Source organism: Rhodobacter aestuarii, from assembly GCF_900156655.1.
GTDB classification, from domain to species: Bacteria; Pseudomonadota; Alphaproteobacteria; order Rhodobacterales; family Rhodobacteraceae; genus Rhodobacter; species Rhodobacter aestuarii.
Genome location: NZ_FTOG01000010.1, coordinates 43524 through 62706, shown reverse-complemented (window position 1 = coordinate 62706; position 19183 = coordinate 43524). Strand labels below are relative to the sequence as shown.

The 19183-nt window shown below is 60.8% G+C and carries 22 protein-coding genes; 4 read left to right on the top strand and 18 right to left on the bottom strand.

Annotated elements, in window-relative coordinates:
- Window positions 1–67: 67 nt before the first annotated feature.
- Window positions 68–784: a GntR family transcriptional regulator gene (locus BW967_RS14450; RefSeq protein ID WP_076485802.1), complete on the top strand. Its 717-nt coding sequence runs from the start codon at window positions 68–70 to the stop codon at window positions 782–784.
- 92 nt (window positions 785–876) lie between these two features.
- On the top strand, window positions 877–1728 hold the full coding sequence (locus tag BW967_RS14445) for a universal stress protein (protein WP_076485801.1): 852 nt from the start codon (window positions 877–879) through the stop codon (window positions 1726–1728).
- Between the two features lie 3 nt (window positions 1729–1731).
- Here the strand turns inward: BW967_RS14445 and BW967_RS14440 are convergent, their stop codons facing one another.
- From BW967_RS14440 to BW967_RS14385, 12 genes are all read right to left on the bottom strand, one after another.
- Window positions 1732–1959, bottom strand: a complete 228-nt coding sequence (locus BW967_RS14440; RefSeq protein WP_217696388.1) for a sulfurtransferase TusA family protein — start codon at window positions 1957–1959, stop codon at window positions 1732–1734.
- A gap of 11 nt (window positions 1960–1970) precedes the next feature.
- Entirely contained in the window at window positions 1971–2462 is a 492-nt protein-coding gene (gene dsrE2, locus BW967_RS14435; protein ID WP_076485800.1) for a sulfur carrier protein DsrE2, read from the bottom strand.
- 125 nt (window positions 2463–2587) lie between these two features.
- Window positions 2588–3031 (bottom strand): biotin/lipoyl attachment domain-containing protein, encoded by a 444-nt coding sequence (locus BW967_RS14430; RefSeq protein WP_076485799.1) that lies wholly within the window; start codon window positions 3029–3031, stop codon window positions 2588–2590.
- A gap of 13 nt (window positions 3032–3044) precedes the next feature.
- Window positions 3045–3458: a hypothetical protein gene (locus BW967_RS14425; RefSeq protein WP_076485798.1), complete on the bottom strand. Its 414-nt coding sequence runs from the start codon at window positions 3456–3458 to the stop codon at window positions 3045–3047.
- The gene (locus tag BW967_RS14420) at window positions 3458–4396 is read right to left on the bottom strand and encodes a CoB--CoM heterodisulfide reductase iron-sulfur subunit B family protein (RefSeq protein ID WP_076485797.1); all 939 of its coding nucleotides are present in this window, start codon (window positions 4394–4396) and stop codon (window positions 3458–3460) included. Before BW967_RS14420 ends, BW967_RS14425 begins: the two co-directional genes overlap by 1 nt.
- Complete coding sequence (locus tag BW967_RS14415) at window positions 4396–5142, bottom strand: 4Fe-4S dicluster domain-containing protein (protein ID WP_076485796.1); 747 nt, start codon at window positions 5140–5142, stop codon at window positions 4396–4398. The genes BW967_RS14420 and BW967_RS14415 overlap by 1 nt, the downstream gene beginning before the upstream one ends.
- Window positions 5129–6019, bottom strand: a complete 891-nt coding sequence (locus tag BW967_RS14410; protein ID WP_076485795.1) for a hypothetical protein — start codon at window positions 6017–6019, stop codon at window positions 5129–5131. Before BW967_RS14410 ends, BW967_RS14415 begins: the two co-directional genes overlap by 14 nt.
- Window positions 6019–7074, bottom strand: a complete 1056-nt coding sequence (locus BW967_RS14405) for an FAD-dependent oxidoreductase (protein ID WP_076485794.1) — start codon at window positions 7072–7074, stop codon at window positions 6019–6021. Before BW967_RS14405 ends, BW967_RS14410 begins: the two co-directional genes overlap by 1 nt.
- Before the next feature lie 3 nt (window positions 7075–7077).
- Entirely contained in the window at window positions 7078–8457 is a 1380-nt protein-coding gene (locus tag BW967_RS14400) for a heterodisulfide reductase-related iron-sulfur binding cluster (RefSeq protein WP_076485793.1), read from the bottom strand.
- Between the two features lie 59 nt (window positions 8458–8516).
- Entirely contained in the window at window positions 8517–9272 is a 756-nt protein-coding gene (locus BW967_RS14395) for a 4Fe-4S dicluster domain-containing protein (protein ID WP_083952272.1), read from the bottom strand.
- A gap of 52 nt (window positions 9273–9324) precedes the next feature.
- Complete coding sequence (locus BW967_RS14390) at window positions 9325–9705, bottom strand: DsrE family protein (RefSeq protein ID WP_076485792.1); 381 nt, start codon at window positions 9703–9705, stop codon at window positions 9325–9327.
- Window positions 9706–9820: 115 nt separating this feature from the next.
- Window positions 9821–10519 carry a type 1 glutamine amidotransferase family protein gene (locus BW967_RS14385; protein WP_076485791.1) on the bottom strand — a complete coding sequence of 233 codons (699 nt, stop codon included), beginning with the start codon at window positions 10517–10519 and terminating at the stop codon, window positions 9821–9823.
- A 177-nt stretch (window positions 10520–10696) separates the two neighbouring features.
- Between BW967_RS14385 and BW967_RS14380 the strand changes: the two genes are divergently transcribed.
- Window positions 10697–11686, top strand: coding sequence for a YeiH family protein (locus BW967_RS14380; protein ID WP_076485790.1), 990 nt, complete (start codon window positions 10697–10699; stop codon window positions 11684–11686).
- Window positions 11687–11695: 9 nt separating this feature from the next.
- The gene (locus BW967_RS14375) at window positions 11696–12577 is read left to right on the top strand and encodes a LysR family transcriptional regulator (RefSeq protein WP_076485789.1); all 882 of its coding nucleotides are present in this window, start codon (window positions 11696–11698) and stop codon (window positions 12575–12577) included.
- Here BW967_RS14375 and BW967_RS14370 read toward each other — a convergent pair.
- The 6 genes from BW967_RS14370 to BW967_RS14345 form a co-directional block, all read right to left on the bottom strand.
- Entirely contained in the window at window positions 12574–13656 is a 1083-nt protein-coding gene (locus BW967_RS14370; RefSeq protein WP_083952271.1) for a lipoate--protein ligase family protein, read from the bottom strand. The two genes, BW967_RS14375 and BW967_RS14370, sit on opposite strands and share 4 nt — an antisense overlap.
- Window positions 13649–14929, bottom strand: a complete 1281-nt coding sequence (locus tag BW967_RS14365) for a radical SAM protein (RefSeq protein ID WP_175610462.1) — start codon at window positions 14927–14929, stop codon at window positions 13649–13651. Before BW967_RS14365 ends, BW967_RS14370 begins: the two co-directional genes overlap by 8 nt.
- On the bottom strand, window positions 14926–16008 hold the full coding sequence (locus tag BW967_RS14360) for a geranylgeranyl reductase family protein (protein ID WP_076485787.1): 1083 nt from the start codon (window positions 16006–16008) through the stop codon (window positions 14926–14928). The genes BW967_RS14365 and BW967_RS14360 overlap by 4 nt, the downstream gene beginning before the upstream one ends.
- Window positions 16005–17039, bottom strand: a complete 1035-nt coding sequence (locus tag BW967_RS14355) for a radical SAM protein (protein WP_076485786.1) — start codon at window positions 17037–17039, stop codon at window positions 16005–16007. The genes BW967_RS14360 and BW967_RS14355 overlap by 4 nt, the downstream gene beginning before the upstream one ends.
- Complete coding sequence (locus BW967_RS14350; RefSeq protein WP_076485785.1) at window positions 17024–18163, bottom strand: acetoin utilization protein AcuC; 1140 nt, start codon at window positions 18161–18163, stop codon at window positions 17024–17026. The genes BW967_RS14355 and BW967_RS14350 overlap by 16 nt, the downstream gene beginning before the upstream one ends.
- Before the next feature lie 105 nt (window positions 18164–18268).
- Window positions 18269–19159, bottom strand: a complete 891-nt coding sequence (locus tag BW967_RS14345; RefSeq protein ID WP_076485784.1) for a LysR family transcriptional regulator — start codon at window positions 19157–19159, stop codon at window positions 18269–18271.
- Window positions 19160–19183: the final 24 nt, after the last annotated feature.

The window sequence follows — 19183 nt, the reverse complement described above, 5'->3', positions numbered from 1 at the left end:
GACAGTGGACTGTGCCACTGATATAAACTAATATGCTAGTATAACCGCGCCGTCAATGAGGATGGACATGACCAACGCTTTGCAACTTCCGAAACTCGATTTTGCCCCCACAACCGTGGCCGATCAGGTCTATGCAGAGCTGCACCGACAGGTTTTGTCGCTGGAACTCAAACCCGGTGCCAAGATCTCTGAAATTGAGGTCGCCAAAGCGATGGGCGTGTCGCGCCAACCTGTGCGCGATGCGTTTTATCGTTTGTCAAAGCTTGGTTTTTTGCTCATTCGCCCCCAACGCGCGACCACGGTCACGCTGATTTCTGGCGCCGCGGTGATGCGCGCGCGCTTCATCCGAACCGCACTTGAGGTCGAGACGATCCGCACCGCCGCCCCCCGGCTGAGCGAGGCGGATCTGGATACCTTGGCGGAGATCATTGAAAAGCAAGACGTGGCGATCAAGGCGGATGATCGCAACGGATTTCATCTGCTGGACGATGCATTTCACCACGAGATTTGTGCGCGGGCGAATCTGGCGTTTACGTGGGAATTGATCTCGGAAAACAAGGGCCACATGGACCGGGTGCGGATGCTTTCACTGTCCTTTGCCTCACGCACCGCTTGGGAAGACCATGTGGCGATTCTGGCCGCGCTGCGCGGCCGCGAGCCCGAAGCGGCGGCGGCGGCGATGCGCTCCCACCTGAGCCGGATCAAAGAACAAATCGACCGGATTTTGCAGCAAAACCACGACTATTTCGCCGAAGAAACGAGCGACGCCTCGCTTGATTTCTAAACCTATGCGCGCATCCTTGTGAGGGGTGCCAAACGGGTATAAGCGCCAATTATTCAAGGCCCCGGAAAGGCCAGATCGCCGAGGGAGGGCGCATGAGCGGCAAGGTCATCGCATTCGTCGATGGGTCGATTTACGCCACCAGCGTCTGCGACCACGCGGCATGGATCGCAAAGCGCACTGGCGCGCCCGTTGTGGTGGTGCATGTGCTGCGCTCCAATGGCGTCATCCCGCCCGATGTGGGCGCCCCCGCGCCGCTTGGCCGCCGCTCTGGCGTGATGGATGAACTCGCCGCGCTCGATGCGCAGCGCGCCCGGTTGATGGGCGTCCAAGGCCGCGCGCTTTTGGAAGATGCCAAGACTTTGCTGGAAGCAGCGGGCATTCAAGATGTGACCACCGAATTGCGGCAAGGCGATCTTGTCTCAATCGTTGGGGACTATGAGCCTGAGGCGCGCGGCATCGTTCTTGGCAAGCGCGGCGAAGAGGCCGATCAGGCGATGGAGCATTTGGGCGCCAACCTCGAGCGGATTTCGCGGTCTTGCCGGGGGCCGGTGCTGGTAGCCAACCGCGCCTTCAAGCCGATTGAGCGGATTTTGGTCGCCCATGATGGCGGGGTCTCCGCGCTCAAGGCGGTGGACCATATTGCCCGCAGCCCACTTTACACCGGGCTGACGGTGCATCTGGTCGCGGTGGACATCGACTCACCTGCCGTCAAAAAGCGGCTCAGCGATGCGCAAGCCATGCTCGCCGCCGCGGGGATTGTGGCCGAAACCACGTTGACCCAAGGCCAACCTGAGGCCGTGCTGGGGCGCATGGTCGATGAAGAGAACTACGACATGCTGGTGATGGGCGCCTATGGCCATTCCCGCATTCGTTCGCTCTTCATCGGGTCAACCACCACCGCCACGATGCGCGCCTGCCGCGTGCCGGTGGTGCTGTTTCGCTAAAGCTCAATTGACCCGGATGTTGAACACATAGGTGCCGCCATCCATGTGATGGTCCACCATTTCATTGCCGGTGGTGCGGCAGAAGGCTTCAAAATCCTTCACCGCGCCGGGGTCGGTTGCCTGAATTTCAAGAACCTGCCCGGCGGTCATGTCCTTGATCGCCTTTTTCGCCCGCAAGATTGGCAAAGGGCAATTGAGCCCTTTTGCATCAAGCACCTGATCAGCCATCATCTGTTCCTCCCTCAGATGTAAAGATTGATGTCGCAGCGCGTCGCGGCATCGACCCAAGTGGCCGCGCCACCCAGTTCGAGCCCGTCGATCATGTCGCTTTTCTTGTATTCAAAAAGGTCCATGGTCATCTGGCAGGCGATGATCTTCACATCCGCCTCCACCGCCATTTCGCGCAGCTCCTCGATCGAGGCGACGCCCTTTTTCTTGAGCATATCCTTCATCATCGTGGTGGTAAGCGCGGTCGCGCCGGGCATCGCAGCCACGATGTTGGGCATCGCCATATGCATGCCGCCCATGGGCATTTCCATCGCCGCATTGCCCAGCGGGTTGATCTTTAGGTCGAGCTTTTTCTTGAGCAATGTCAGCCCGTAAAAGGTGAAGAACATCGTCACCTCTAGCCCCATCGCGGCCGCGGTCGTGGCCAGAATGAACGGCGGGTAGCCCCAGTCGAGCGTGCCCTTGGTGACAATGATCGACATGGATTTGGTTTCTGTATCCGTCATGCTCCCTCCCTTGAGCATGGGCAATCATCACCCGTCCCGCCGCCAAAGTCGGCCGGTGGTCGGGGCCTCCCTGCCCCGTTTCACATCCTCCCGAGCCCATGCCCGAGAGGAAACACTCACATCAATCAGGCCGCGCAGCCGGCAAAGTTATCGGCTTCCATCTTGGCCTCATAGGGCCCGGCGACCTCTGACCCCGGCACCAAAACCGCCGCAGCGGCGGCCGGGTCTTCGGGCTTCACCCGCACCATCCAGCCCGCACCATAAGTGTCGGTATTGGCAAGCTTGGGGCTGCCGGTCAGTTCGTCGTTCACGGCGACAATTTCAGAGCGGAACCCGATTTTTGCCGGGCCGACCCATTTGCCGCTTTCAACCGTGGCGACCGATTTGCCCGCATCAATCGTCTTGCCGACCTTTTTGGCCGTAAAGGCCACCAGCGCCCCGGCCATGGCCGTGGCGATCATCGTCATCCCAACGGTATAGGTGCCGTCGGACTCGGCACGATACCAAAGGTTGTTGGGCACATCATAGAAAAGCTCGTCGGGCAGGTTACATCCGCGCACGATGGGCATGTGTTTTTCCTCCTCAGGCCACGCCCGCATGCAACGGACGTGACGAACAACAAAATTCGCCCAGCCCCGTCTGCTCAAGCTTACCACCGACGAAGAGGGCCAAATGCTTCACCACCATCGCCTCCAATCGATGGGCGGTGACCGTATCTTCACCGTATTCCAGTGTGACGTTTCTGCGAAATACTATTTCGCGGCAGGTCTCACGACAGGCGTTAAAACTGGGTGTGCCCTTGCAGCCCTGCCGGTGTAGCGCCAGCAGCCGAAAGCCCTCCACCTCCCCCGCTTCGGGCACTTCGCCACGCGCCGCGAGCCAGGCTTCCAAAATCTCTTCAGCCCGTTTTAAAAGCGCGTCAGGCGAGGGTAGTTCAGCGCGCCCCTCAAGCCCCGCGTCGATTTCGGCCAGAATTTCGGGGAAAACCGTGTCCATCACTTCAGCCCCTTTTCCCGCAAATAGGCGCGCGGATCGGCCATATTCTCGGCCACCCCCACCTTGCGCTGCGAAAGGCCTAGCGCCATGCCCAAAAGCTGCGTGAAATAGAGGATTTTAACATTGGTCTTGCGGCCCAAAAGCTTCTCGGCACGCAGTTGATGGATTTCCAAACTGGTGTGACAGGTCGGGCATTCGGTAGCGATGACTTCGGCCCCGCAGGCCTCCGCCGTCGTCAGGATATTGAGCACCAATTGGGTTGAGGTATCGGCATCCGACATTGCATGCGCGCCGCCGCAGCAGGCCGTTTTCAGAGGAAAATCTACGTTCTCTGCGCCTGCAGAGGCCAAGAGATCATCCATGAAATGCGGCGCGTAAGTCGACTCGCTACCTTCGCCCTGATCTTTCTCGGGGAAGATGTGGCGCGGGCGCGTGTACATGCAGCCATAGTAATTCGCGACCTTCATGCCCTTGAGCTTGCCTGCGGTGCGGCGCGCCAATTCTTCCTCGCCCACCGCACGTTTAAGCCAATCCAGCGCGTGGATCGTTTCAACGCCGCCGGGCCTATAGGCATGGTGCCCCGCCTTGGCGGAGATACGCTCGTTCGCCTCCACCGCCTGTGGGTTCTGCGCCAGATCGTATTCGGCCTTTTTGAGGTTGTGATAGCAGCCGTTGCAGGGCGCCATCACCACATTAAAGCCCATCTCTTCGGTCTTCGTCAGATTGCGCGCCGAAAGGTAGGTTTGCACCTGCGGGTCGATGTTTTTTACCTCCATCGCGCCGCAGCAGTTCCAGTCTTTCACCTCAACGAGTTCAAGCCCAAGCGCCTTGCCCACCGCCTTGGTAGAACGGTTATAGGCGTGCCCCGTCCCCTCAAGCGCGCAGCCCGGATAATAGGCCACCTGTTTGAGATCCTTTTCCTTGAGATCTTTGGCCATCAGTGCCCCCCCTTGCCCGAAAGCCCAAGCGCCTGCGCCTGTTCGGCATGGCGTTCGCGCACATAGTCCTCAATCGCCACGCCGGTTTTGCCCCAGCCACGCGTTTTGGGCCGGAACACCGCCGTTTTCAGCAGGTTGAACAAGTAAAAGACCGGGAATTTCTTCACCAAGCCAGCGATCAGGTCCCGCAGCCACGGCGGCGCGAGCGGCTGCCCGGTGCGCCAAAAGAAGATGCGCAGCACATGGCCTTCCTCGATCTTGCCGGACTTCAGCACATTGTCGGTAAAGCCCCGGTCGAACACCGAAGACGGGCTTTCGCTGGTATGGCCCTTCAACTCCAGCCAATGCGCAGTGGCTTTCATCACCGCTTCGGGCACCACATCGCGCGGGCAGGCATAGGTGCATTTGTTGCACGACACGCATTGCCAGATGATGTCCTTGTCGCGCAGCAGTTCTTCCTCAAGCCCCTGCCGGATCAGGTAAATCCAGTAGCGCGGGTTGAACTCGGGGTTGACCGCATTCATCGTGCAGGAATTGGTGCAAGAGCCGCATTGCCAGCAGCGGTGGATGTTCTCGCCCCCCGGCAGCGCCGCGATTTCCTCCTGCATCGCCTCGTTATAATCGGTGATCGTGCGCGGCTTGATGAAGGTGGACCAATGGCCCGAGACATCGACGCCATCAATCACCAACTCATCATTGGTCACCAGGTTCTCGGGCCGGATCAGGGTCTTTTCATGAATGGGCATCAGCAGCCTCCGGAGCGTCTTCGGCGGTGGTCAGGTCGAGACGGGCGGAAAGCGAACCGCCAAATTCATGGGCGGAGCCATCAATCAACCGCAGTCGAGTGCGCCCGGTCTTGGTATCCACAGCATCAAGACCCAGCATCCGGCGCGTGTGCAGCATCGGATCGCCTTCTTGCGTGAAATCATTGCGCAGATATTGCCCGCCGCGATCATTGATATAGCCCGCATAGATATGCGCCATCAGCAGATCGGTCATCCAAAGCCGGTCACGGTAGACGCCTTCGCCTTCCAGAAAACCGTCAATCTCGGCACGCAAGGTGGTGAAGGTCGCCAGATCATCGGGCGCGGTGATTTCTGCGGCATCGACGTCTTCGGCATGCCAAATCTCACGCAATACTCCGGTGGAAACGCGCGCATCCCAGATCCAGCGCGTCATCAGCGGGACCGAGGGCTGGGTGAAATGCAAAAGCTCCGCCCCAAGGTCGCGCACCCAACGCATTTCCTTGCCATCCGGGAAGCTCGCCATGAAATGGGCCAGCCGCTCCTCCACCGTGCCACCGCCGTGCAACAGCACCTCAATCCGCGCGGCCATTTCTTCGATACCGATCCGCGCAATCGCCGGACCAATGCGACGGCGCACCGGCGCGATAAAGGCCGCCAAATCAAGGAATTCGGTCTCGGTGATCCCGGTGGCAGACTGCCCCAACAGCTCTTTGAAAAGCGCCGATTTCAGATGCAGTGCCGTGATATAGCGGCTGACCCCGCCGGTCGGCTGCGCGGACTCGCCCAAATTGGTGAAGGCGCGGCGCAAACGATCCCCTGAAAGGTCCAGCACCGGGCCTTTGGCAAGCACCGCCTGTTTGCGATTACGGCCAAACATCACTCTGCCGCCTGTGCCATGCCCACGCCTTGGCGCGACAGCGCGGCAATCGCCGCCGCTTGGCCTTGCGCAATGGAATCGTCAATCGTTTCCGGGCCAGAGGCCGCACCACACACATAAACACCGGGGCGCGAGGTTTGGCCGGTGGTGGTGTAGGCTGCCGCCTTGCCGATATAGCCATATTGGTTGAGGTTGACGCCGAAGACCGAGCCGAGGGTCATGTTATCGACATTCGGGTCCATACCGATCGCGTGCACCACCATGTCGAAGGGAATGGTGATCGGGCGCTTGACCAGCGTATCCTCGCCCTTCACGACAAGCCGCTTGCCGTCCGAAGTCACCTCGGCGATCCGCGCCTTGATGTACTTGACCCGCGCTTCTTCTTGGCTCTTCCAGTAGAACTCGCCCTCGTAGAGCCCGAAGGTGCGGATATCCATGTAATAGATATAGACGTTGGTTTTGGGGCTCAGTTCGCGAATTTCCATCGCCATATTGGCCGAAACTGTGCAGCAGATTTTCGAGCACCATTCGCGGCCAATCTGCCGGTCGCGCGAGCCGACGCACAGCAAGATCGCCACCCGGTCGGGCACACGGCCATCGGACGGGCAGCGGATGCCCTTGCCCGAGGAAATCATCTGCTCCACCTGCACCGTGGTCACCACATCCGGGTAAGTGCCAAAGCCCCATTCCGGCTTGTTGAGGCTGTCGAAATGCGTGAAGCCGGTGGCCAAGATCGCCGCATCGGCCTCGATCTTCGTGCCGTCTTTCAGCGTCGCAACGAAGCTCCCCGGATCGCCCGCAAAGCTTTGCACCTGCGCGCCGGTGTGCACGGTGACCTTCGCGTTTTGCTGCACCCGCGTGACCATGCCGCCGATGGCATCTTTCGCCCATTCATGGCTCGGCACGAGTTTCGCATAGCCTTGCAAGATCGGCGCGCCGCCCAGACGGTCGGCCTTTTCCACAATCACCGCTTGCCGACCCGAGGCCGCAACCGCATGGGCCGCCGAAAGCCCCGCCGGGCCACCGCCCACGATCAGGATGGGTTTCTCACTCATACTTCACGCTCCCTGTTCGGTTTTTTCGGGCAGGCTTTTCGGGGGTTTGACGTAGCCGGGGCCTGAGGTGATCGCGCGCTTGGGGTCATAAAGCGTCTCAATCCGGCCCTCTTTCACCTCTTCGAGATAGCTCTCGAACTCGGCCTTCGCCTTTTCCCAGTCGATCCCCATTTTCTCGAGCAGCCCCTCGAACGGGCTTGCGTGCCAATGGAGTTGGGCAAGTTTGTAGGGATGCGCGCCCATCGTCAGCGCCGCAAACTGGCAATCGGCCATCACCGGCAGCGCATAGACCTTGTCCACCGCCTTGCCGATCCACTGGTTTTTATCGAGCGTGGTGATGCAGCCGGTGTCATGGCCGATCATCACATCTGACCGCGCCTCTTCGACCGCCACCTTGATTTTGCGATCAATCGCATAGGAGCGGGTAAACTCACGCTCGCCGATGATGTGGCGGAAACCAAATCCGCAGCAATCATACCACGTGGAATAGTCGATCACCTGCGTGCCAAGGCTATTCAAAAGCCCCGTCGTCACCGCGACCCGGTCACCATTCATCACCGTATCGTCATAGATCACGTCTTCCGGCACCATTTTATAGACATGGCAGGCCGGGTGCACCGTGGTGCGGATGTTCGACACGTCGATCTGCTGGCGCTCTTTGATCCGGTGGCGCATGACGTGCAGCCATTCCGAGTAATGGACGATCTCTTCCGGGATCAGAAGCTTTCCATCCACCAGCCGCCCCAGCTTGCCGAGGATCTTTTTGACCTCTTCGCGCAGCTCTGCCGAATGCAGCAAAAAGCCCCTGATTTCTTTGTAGTTTCCGAAGGATGTTCCGCAGTGGATGAGTGGGTAATAGGTGCCTTCTGGGAGCCCCTGCGCCTTCGCCGACACATAGGCCTGATGCATGTTACGTAAGAACACGGCGGCCAGCGAAACCACATTGCCGATGCCCGAGCCGTGGTAATTCCATGCCGTGCAAGAGGTCTGATCCGTCTCATCAAGGTACGTCAGATCAAGTTGGTTCATGATCCACAGCACCGAGGAAGGATAGCCCGGAATATTGCCGCATTGGCCGCAGGACTTGTGGTGCCAAAGGTTCGTCGTCGGGATCTTCTTGTCCCAGCCGTAAAGCGTTTTCGCCATTTCGGGGGCGTGATGATCCCCCACCCGATGCACGACGATTTCACCCTCTTTTTCAAGCTGCCACATGATATCGCGCACATCTTCTTTGCGGTCTTTGCCGGTCAGAAGGAAGCGCTTGTCGATCTTTTGTGTGACCCAATCGGTGGCGCGCTGCGCCTCGTTTTCGGTCAAGTTGGTGGGGGCCCAATCGGCGCCAAAGCCATTATAGGCGCCTTTCCCCTCGGTCTCGTTGGCCATCTGCCGCACTCCTCCCAAAAGCTGCGGGCCTCATTTCGCCACGGGCGTGGCGGCGACGCTCAATCGTCGTCATCGTCCTCTTCTTGCTCTTCGAGCCATTCCTCCCATTCGTCGCGCTTCTCCTCCATCACGTCAGAGACCACGTCGAAGAGGTTCTCATCGACCTGTTCGAGCTGCTTGAGCACCCCGGTCGCCTCCCAAATCGTATAAAGCTCGACCGAGGTGCGCAGGTTCACCTCCCAAGCTGTGTCGAGCGTGTGCATCGTCGGCATCGGGATCGCCTTGCGCAGCACCATCAGCGGCGCATCGACCTTCGCGACATTCGGCCCCCAATCGGGAAAGGCTTCCCGGGTAATCATGTTCGGCGCCAACTGGTTACCGGTCGACACAACCTTGAGCAGAACGCGCGAAAATGGCCGCAGCACCTCTTTCACCGAGGGCAATTCATGTTTGATCGCCACTTCGCGCATGATCATCACCAGCCCACCGGGCGAGTTTTCAAACGGGCAGCGCGCGGCACAGGTATAGCATTGCGCGCAGGCCCAAATTTTCTCATGCATCGCGTCGTAAATGCCCTCGAGATTTTCGGTCCAAAGCAGCTGAACAATCTCGCGCGGCGAATAATCATAATACTGCGCCGAGGGGCAGGTGGCGGTGCAAATCCCACAATTCAGACAGCCGTGAATCTCGTGATCGTAAAGCGGATGGCCCCGAATATCGTCGAAGATTTCTTCGAGTTCTTCATAGGCCACGACCGGCTTTTCCGAGACCGGGTCTGCAATCTGAGGTTGTGTCGTCTTGGTATGCGCATTCATGGCTGGCCCCTCCCCAGGCTGGCGCAATCCTCTTACAAAGCGCAAGAAAATCTTAGTAAGTCAGCACCTTGGCGTCGTCATCTTCCATGATATCTTCGATCACCTTGGCCCCGCCAACGATCCCAGAACATTCCGGGATCAGGTCTTCGGGGGTCATGTCAAAGAGATCAAGATTGGGCGAACAGCACCAGAATTTGGCCCCTGCCTCATGCGCATCTTTGATGAAATCATAGACCGTTTTGGGCGAGCCTTCCTTGACCACAAGCCCTTCTGCCACGCCCTTTTTCATCAAACGCCCTGCCGTGGCGGTGCACACCACATCGACCTCGTAATCCATTGCCGCGGCGACCGTGGCTTGAAAGAACGGGGCCCCCAATTCCTCGCCATTGCGGGGATCTGTATTGACCATGAGTATGATAAGCTTGCTCGCCAAGGCGCCCTCCCAAACGACCGTGACCACATTTTATCGGAGTATTCGAACAGCACTCCCAACACCGTTCGAATGCTTAAATCGTCAGATGTAATTTTTGGAATGTCAAAAGATTTTTTCAACGCTGCGTTGCAGAAGGCGACATCCAGCCAGTTTGCGCGATCAGCGCGACCATGAACGGACCCAAGCTTTCGGCAATTTCGCGCTGTGCCATGCCCAGCGCGTCAAGCGCCTCCACCGTGGCCTCGGGCGTTTCGGAAAATTCCATGATCAGATCTTCTGCCATGCCGCGTTTCATCCCCGGATGGCCAAGCAGGCCAAGGCTGTTTTCCCCAACCGTGAAGCCCAGCATTTCACCCTCCGATCCGGCCATCACCGGGGCCATACCGGGGCCCAAAACAGGGCGATCGCGCAAATAGCAGGCCAAGGGCATTCGCTGCGGCGCGGCAGGCCCAAGCCCTGTGATTTCTGCGTCCGCAACCTCGAATCGCAACGGCGCTTCCTCGGCACCGCCGCCCCCCGCCACAGCCAGAATCAGCGCCCCCAGCCCAAACCCCACCACGGGCTTGCCTGCCTGCAAAAACGCCTGCGCCAAGCGCAACTCGGGCCCAAGCGAGGGCAGGATATGCCCGGAAACGACGCCATAGGGCCCCGCCCCCAAGAGGATCAACCCATCGGCGGCGGTGCCCTCGGGCAAGCTGCCCCCGGCCACAAAGGGGCGAAAATAGCGAAACCGCAGGTTCCGCCCCTCCAGATGGTCTTCGATCAGGCCAAGGTATTCGGCCTGCGTATGCTGGATCACCCAGATCGTTTTCATCGCATCCTCCCCTTTGCCTCGATCAGAGCAGGAAAACCACACAAGTCAACGCGCGGCGCATTCGTTCATTTTTTTCGATTAGTTCAATAATATCATTTCGCTTTTATGAATGACGGAATCGTATCAAGCTATTTGCATCTGAACACCCTCACGGATGCCAAGCCCGAAGGAGCCGCCATGACTGCCACCGCCGTTCCGGCCGCCGAGCCACGCATTTCGATCTGGCCCGGGGTCTCCTTGGTGGCGGCAATCGTGGCGGCAGCCTTTGCCGTGCGCATCCTGCCGGGGGTTTCCATGTTCAGCCCGCTGATCATCGCCATCGTCATCGGCGTTGTCGTGCGCAACACCTACGGCTTGCCCGCAGGCGCTGTGCCGGGGCTTGCCTTTTCGCTGCGGCGGCTCTTGCGCGCTGGCATTGTGACGCTGGGTCTGCAACTCACGCTGGGGCAAGTGCTATCGGTCGGCGGCATGGGGCTTGCGACGATCTTGATTGGGCTTTTTGCCACCTATTTCTTCACGCTGGCCGCCGGGCGCTGGCTGGGCGTGGAAGCCGGGCTCACGCGGTTGATCGCCACCGGCACCTCGATCTGTGGGGCGTCTGCCGTGCTTGCGGCAAATGCCGTTGGGCGCGAAAGCGATGAAGATGTGGCCTATGCCATCGCCTCGGTCACCATTTTCGGCACGCTCGCGATGGTGCTTTACCCGGTGGTCGGCCAGTCGATGAGCGCGCATAATTATGGGCTTTGGGCAGGCGCCTCGATCCACGAAGTGGCGCAGGTGGTTGCCGCCGGTGCGCAAGGCGGGCCGGAAGCGACCGCTTTTGCCACCATCGCCAAACTGACCCGGGTTGCCCTTTTGGCACCGCTGATCCTGATCATGGCGCGCCACGTGGGCAGTTCTGGCCGCGCGCCGTTTCCGTGGTTCGTGATCGGCTTCATCGCCATGGTTGGGCTGGCCTCCACCGGTTATGTGCCCGAGTTCGTCACCAAAGCTTCTGGCCCAGTCACGCAGGTGCTGTTGGCGATGGGGCTTGCCGCAATGGGGCTGCAAACCGATGTTGGCCGGCTGCGCGCCAAAGGGGTGCGCCCGCTCGCGCTTGGCCTTGTGGCTTCGCTCTTCATTGCCGGTGTGACCTTCGTACTGGTCATGGGCGCTTCGCTCTTTTAACTTCGGGCCATGACCCTTGAGCAATTGCGCATCTTTCTGGCGGTGGCAGAACGCGAGCATGTGACCCGCGCCGCAGAAGCTTTGCACCTGACGCAATCGGCGGTTTCTGCCGCCGTTTCTGCACTGGAAGCCCGCCACGGCACCAAGCTCTTTGACCGGGTCGGGCGCGGCATCAAACTGACGGATGCGGGCAAGCTTTTCGTCCCCGAAGCGCGTGCCGTGCTTGCACGCGCCGCCGCCGCCGAACGGGTGCTGGATGATCTTGCCGGGCTTGCACGGGGCAGCCTGCGCATTGCCGCAAGCCAAACCCTTGCCACCTATTGGCTGCCGCCGCTCGTTGTGCGCTTTCACGCGGCCTATCCCGGCATTGCGCTTGATCTGGTGACTGCCAATTCCGAAACCGTGGGCCATGAGGTCGCCGCCCTTTCCGCCGATTTCGGTTTTATCGAAGGCGGCGCCGCCCACCCCGGCCTCAGCGATGAACCCTTCGGTGAAGATGAGCTGTATCTGGTCGTTGCCCCCGGCCACCCTTGGGCGGCAAGCGCCCCAAGCCAAGACGTTCTTGCCGCTGGCCCATGGATCATGCGCGAAGAAGGCTCTGGCACCCGCGCGCGGATGGATGAAGCGTTGGTCGAAATGGGCGTGCCCAATCCCGGTGGCAAGCTTGAATTCCCCTCAAATGAAGCGGTGCGCTCAGCGGTGATCGCAGGTGGCGGCGCCACGCTCATTTCGCGGCTCGCGGTGGAGGCTGAACTGGCCGATGGGCGGCTGGTGCGGCTAGAGGCCCCGCCCGCCGCGCGCAACTTCCGGCTGCTGATGCACCCCGAACGCCACCTGACAGAAGCGGCAAAGGCCTTTTTGCGCCTCGCCCTGCCAGACCCGAGGCTTTAGCCTGCGGGTTCGTGACGCATCGCCGCCGCCACGCGCACCGCACGCGCAAAATCGCTGCCGGGGGCGGACATCAGCGCCGCTCGCGCGTTTTCAAAAAACTGCGCCACGGTGCTTTCCACGTCAGCAAGTTCGACCCCGCGCAAAGACGCCTCCAAATCCGGCACGATCCGCGGCGGGGCAACAAAGAAATCGCCCGTGAACAGCACCTCGCGGATGCGGTCATGCGCGGGGCCTTCAAGCCGCAGATGCGCGGTAATTGTGCCCCCCGCCCCGGCATGCGTCCCCGAAAGCACATCCGCCACGCGGGTCGGATCATCAATGCCGTAGACGAACTCATCTGTGCCGATCTCTTCGTCATGGAACTTTTGCGCCAGTGCCTCTTCCTCAGCGGTGATCGCCCCCCAAGAGGGCGCAATGCCAAGCCGCTTAGCAAAAGCCGCGACGAGCGCCTCTTTCACCTCGGCTTCGGGCGGCGGAGCACCGTTGAACAGTTCGGTCATTGTCACGATCCGCTGTGCCCCGGCTTGCGCCCCATGGCGTGCGAGCTTGGCGGCGGGGATGTTCAACAGCCCCGCCATCTTCGCCCCATCCATATCGCGCAAGATCGTGCCCTGATAAAAGATCGTGTCGCCGTCGAAGAACCCACCGGTGCCCGAGATCTTCCGCCCCTCCACCTCAATGTCATTGCGCGGGCGGTAGCGTGCGGCAATTCCTAGGCTTTGCAGCCCCTCAGCCGCTGCCTCGCACAATTCACGCGCCACATCGCCCAAGCTGGGCAAGCCAAGGGTTTGCTTGTGAAACACCAATTCCCAACCAAACTGGCCTTCATCCAAATAAAGCGCGCCGCCGCCCGTGACGCGCCGCCCAATCCCGACCCCCGCGGCGCGGCAAGCGGGCAAGTTCAACTCCTGCCCAATCGCCTGATGCCGCCCCACCAAAACCGTGGGCGGAAAGGTCAAAAAACGGATCGTATCGGGGATGGTGCCCGCCTTATGCGCCTCGATCAGTGCCTGATCAAAAGCGATCTGCGCACGGCCCGGCCGCACCCCCGTATCAATCACGCGGAAAGGCTTAGTCATATTCGAACTCCTCTCCCGGCTCATAGCTCTCGTTGGCCCGCGCCATATTCAACTGGCTGCGCACCCGTTTGATATCCACCGGACGCAGCGCAAAGGGGTAAGACGCGATGTCCGAGGGCGGGCTGTCGCCATAGGGCCGATCGCAGGCGGAAATATCTTCGGCAAACTTGCCCGGGCAACCGGAGGTGCGAAAGGCGATCCCGGCATCAATGATCGCATCCAATTCCGATTGCGGCAGCCCAAAATCCGCCACCCGACCCAGATGATCAAACCGCATCTGTTCCACCCGCACCCCATAATAGTCGATCAGATAGCGCCCCAGTTGCACACGCCGCCATTGGTCGCGCGGGGTGGCAGGCAGATGGTCCATCAAGCTGCCCTGTTCGGGGTAGAAGCTAAACATATGGCTGTGCCCGCCCATATCGACCAAGCGCTGCACCACGGCCAGCATCTCGGCCTCGGTCTCGCCCATGCCAACGATCAGATGCGCGCCGAACTTTTGCGGGCCGAACACATCGCGCGCCCAGTCAAGCGCCTCCCAATAGCCCGCCCAAGAATGCGGCGATTGCACGCCTTTGCCGCGCGTGCGGTCAAAGATCATCGGCGTCGCAGCATCAAGCGCCACGGTAAAAATATCCGATCCCATATCCCGCAACCGCACAACATCTTCACGCGTCATCGTTGTCGGGTTCGACAGGATCGAGATTGGGATTTGATCCGGGTCGATCCGGTCGGTCCATGTCTTCAGCACCGTTACGGTATCGGCATCTGAGTTCGGATGCGTGATCATGGAAATGCACATGCGTTGGAAGGGCGTATTCTCGACATCTGCCGCGATCCGGTCCACCACCTCGGCCATCGGCACGGCGGGCCAATCCACGCGGATAAAGTTGCGGTCCGCATAATTGCGCTCGGCCTCGCGGTGGCGCGCGAGCCCGCAATAGGCGCAATTGGCCCGGCATCCCTCGGGATAGGTCAAAAGCAGGTTCAAACAGCGCGTGCAGGAACAATTATACATCTGCCCCTCCACCAGCCCGAGTGTGATCGCGGCGGCGGTCGACATTTGCACGTAGTCGGGCGAGCGCATGGCAGGCGTCATCACCCGATAATCTGGGCGGTAAAGCCCCTGCGGCGCGTGGCCCGCCTGTTTCACCGCACCACCGTTTTTCATGCCAGCAGGTGTCGGCGCCGGGGCGCGCGGAAACATAATTTCGGGCGCATTAAAGCCGCTGGCAACGCCTTGGGCTGGGGTTTCGGATTTCGTGCAACTCATGCGAGCTCCTCCACGCGGGTGGGGTCTGTGCGGTATTCGGGCCAAGCAATCCACGCGCGGCGCAAAGCAGCCACATCGGGGCGGCGGCCCGCCGCGTAATGCGCCATCAATTCGGCGCGGCGGCGCACCGCAAGTGTAAGCGAGGGGCCAAACAGATCTTCGATTTCCTCAGCATAATCCGTCTCTGCCGCAGCCTTCCCGGCGGCCATTTGCGCAGCAGCCTCGCCCGCCATCCGGCCCGAAAGAACCGCTGTTGCGATCCCCGCGCCGGTAATCGGATGGGTCAGACCCGCCGCATCGCCCGCCAGCAAAACAGTTGCCGCACCACGCCGCGCAACCGGGCCAACCAAGCCCCCCACGGGTATTGTGCCCCCGATCAAGCGGCGCGCCTGAGTGCCCACACGACCTTCGGCGATCAGTTCTTGATGGAGTTGCTCAAGCAGGGGCTTAAGGCTCCCGCGCGCCTGTGCTGCCACGCCAAGACCAAGGTTCGCCTCATCTCCGCGCGGAAAAAGCCAGCCATAGCCGCCGACAATCTCGGGCGCGAGGAAAATATCGGTCGCATCATGGGCGACCCGCAGCGGTACGGTGATTTGCCGCGCCTCGCACAAATCGCGGTTCACCAACCCAACGGCCCGCCCGACGGCTGAGCGCGGACCATCGGCACCGATCACCACACGGGGAGTAAAACGGCGCCCATCGGCCAAAAGCGCAGCGCCATCCTCCGTAAACGCCACAAGCGCACAGCCAGAGACAAGTTCCGCGCCCGCCTTAAGGGCTTGCGCGACCAGAGCCGCATCAAAGCGCGCGCGGTCGATCATCACGCCCGAAAAGCCCGCGCTGCGCAGCGGGTCATCGGTCAAATACGTCTCCATCGCGGCGATTTCTTGCACCGCAGCAGCGCGCACGGCGGGGGTTTCCAAAGCGAGCGCCGCAGGCACGAATTCAGCGCATTGCACGGGCTGGCCCGGTGTGGCGCGTTTATCTACCGCCAGCACCCGCGCCCCCGCCTGTGCCGCCGCCGCTGCGGCAGATGCCCCCGCCGGGCCAAGCCCGACAATCAGCACATCCACACTCATGCCGCGCACCCCGCACGCAGACTTTCCCCCTGCCCGAGCTTGATCGAACAGCAAGCATGGGCTTGCTCCCAAGGTCGCCCAATCATATCGGCCACCGCCACCGCACCCTCCGCCGGGAAGGCAATGCCATCCAGCCCCGCCATCACCGCATAGGCATCGGTGATACGCTTATGCATCCCCGCAGGGCGCGCGCAGCCCAAAAGCACATCGCGATCCGGCAGCACCTGCCGCGCGCGCAAAAAGATGCGCCCCACATCATCGGCGGGAACGGTGGCGAAGGTGCCGGGCGTTGCGTAAAACGGCATCACCACCACCAAAACAAGCGCCTTCGTTGGATAGCGCGCAACCATCTCCAGCGCGCGCTCTTCGCCCAAAAGTTGCCCGTAATGCAGCCCAATCACGATATGGGGCGAGATTTCCATTTTCGTGGCGCTGAGCGCGGCAAGCGTTGCCTCAAAATCCTCCACCGGGCGCTGAAGATGATAGACCTGCTCAATCGTTTCTTGCGCGCCGATCACATCCATCATCGCCGTATCGACGCCCGCCGCCTCCATCCTTTTGGCGCCCGCCACATCGGTCAGCGCGGTATGGATGGCGATCCGCATCTCAGGGAAATCGCGTTTCAGCCCCTCGATCACCGGATAGAATTTATCATAGCGAATTTCATTGCGCCGGTTCGAACCGCCGGAGAGCAAAAACCCCTGCAAACCTTGCAACATCACCAGATCGCGGACTTTGCGATCCAATTCCTCGGGCTTTGTGGCCGGGATCATTGGTTCAAGGATCTTCGCCTTACAGTGATCGCAATCAAGCGCGCAGGCGCCGCCCGTGATCGAAAAGGCCGGGAAAGCGTTCTTGCCACAGCCTTTGATCTCTTGGCTGTCATATTCCTTGAATGTGGGCGTGGAAAAGCGCACGGGTCGGGCGCGTGTGCGCGCGGCATGCGCCTGCATTTCGGCCACCAAACCAGCGTCGAATACCGCATCTTCCAGCGGCTCAATATCGCCCAAACGCTCTATCCAGTCACGCATGGAAGCCTCCTTCCTATCGTCGCGGAAAAGCCGCAGGTGGCGGCAACAAGCGCCTCGACCTCCGGCCGGATCGGGCCGGGGTTTTCCGGGTCGGCGATGCGTTCAAACCAAACCGCTGCGCGGTCTTCAGGCTCGACCAAATCGCAATCGAGACTTTCTAAAACGCTGCGCGCCGCTTTGGGCAGTTGCGCAGGAATGTCTTGCCCCGAAAGCCGTGCCCAAAGCCCTGCCCAAGCGCGCCCCAGCGTCCAAGGGTTATAGCCCCCCCCGCCCAAAACCACCCGCGCCGAAGCCAAGGCACAAACTGCATCGGTCGCGGCCCAAAGCCGGGTGTTGGTAATAGCAAGCGACGAAAGCGGGTCACCCAAAAGCGCATCCGCCCCCACCGTCACCACCACCGCATCGGGAGCAAAGTCGCGCGCGGCAGGCAGCACAGCCTTTTCCAAAACACAGTCGAATTCGGTGTCATTGAGCCGCGGCGGAAGCGGCAAATTGCGAAGCGTTTCCCCCTGATCTTCGGCCCCGCCGGTAAAGGGCCAGCGACCCGCCTCATGCAGGGAAAGCGTCATCACGCGCGGATCTTTGGCAAAGGCCAGTTCCACGCCATCGCCATGGTGGGCATCAAAATCGACATAAAGGACGCGCGAACGACCAAGATCGAGAAGCGTCAAGATTGCAAAAACCGGATCATTGAGGAAGCAAAAGCCGCTCGCGCGTCCGCGCAGCCCATGATGCGTGCCGCCGCCGGGATGAAAGGCCACCGCGCCTTGATGCGCAAGCCGTGCCGCCAGCATCGCGCCCCCCACAGACACCGCCGCACGATGCCAAAGCCCCTCGAAAACGGGGTTTTCCAAAGTGCCAATGTGATAGCGCGCGCGATCTTCGCTGCTGGCATGGCCAGCCGCCTCGGACCGCTGGATCGCGTCTAGATAATCGGGTTGATGGAACCGGGCAATCTCGGCCCGGCTGGCGGGCAAGCATTCAAGCGGCGCATGGCCGCGCCCAAACCAGCCCAGCGCCTCGCAAAGTCGCTCCACCGTTCCAACGCGCGGAATGGCCAGCGGATGGTTACCAGAATAGCCCGTCTGCCGAAAACAGGCAGCGGTGATAAAATGGGCCGTCATAACTGATGGCCTCCCTCCCTAAGCGGGCTCCCCTCCCGCAGGTCAAGTGTTATTCAGAAAGCAGCATGTGACAAGACAAAACTGTCAACCAAAGGTTGCGGCGGATTAGGCCCCTGCTGTGGCGCGGAGCTGATCCAAAAAGGCCTGCGCCGCCGGGGAAAGCCGTTTGCCCCGCGGCCATGCCACATGCCATGCACGTTTGAGTGGAAAACCAATAACATCGAGCGCCACGAGCCGCCCAAGTTCCAGTTCTACCTCCACCGTCGCGCGGGACAAAACCGCGATGCCGAGCCCCGCCCGCACCGCCTGCCGGATCGCGGCATTGGCGCCAAGTTCCAATCGCACTTTCGGCGAAAGCCCCTGCGCGGCAAAGAAGCGTTCGGTCGCGATCCGCGTGCCCGATCCCTTTTCACGCATCACAAAAGGGGCTTCGGCGAGCATCTCGGGCGCGATGGCACGCGCTGTTGCCAGCGGGTGATCGGGCGGCGCCAGCAGCACCAACGGGTTTTGCGCGAAGGCGAAATGCTCTGCCTCCACCTCCTCGGGCGGGGTGCCAAGGATGTAAAGATCGTCTTCATTCGCGGCGAAGCGCGCGAGCAATTCGCCCCGGTTGCCGACCTTCAGCGCAACCTCAATCCCCGGATGGTTTTTGCAAAAGATGCCCAAAAGCGTGGGCGCATCATATTGCGCAGTGGAGACAGCCGCGAGCCGCAAGGAGCCGGAGGAAAGCCCTTGCACCTCGGCCAAGCGGGCCTCCATCCGGTCGATCTCTCCCAAAATCTCGCGCGCGGAAGCCAGCACCACCTCCCCCGCCTGCGTAAGGTAAAGCCGCTTGCCGATCCGCTCGATCAGCGCCGCGCCGATTTGCTCTTCCAGCGTGCGCACTTGGGTGAAAACGGCGGGCTGGGTCAGGTGCAAAGCCTCCGCCGCGCGGGTGTAGGAAAGCTCCCGCGCCACCGCCGCAAAGATCTGCAATTGCCGTAAACTCGCTCGCATGAATAGCCTTTTCTAAAGTCTATA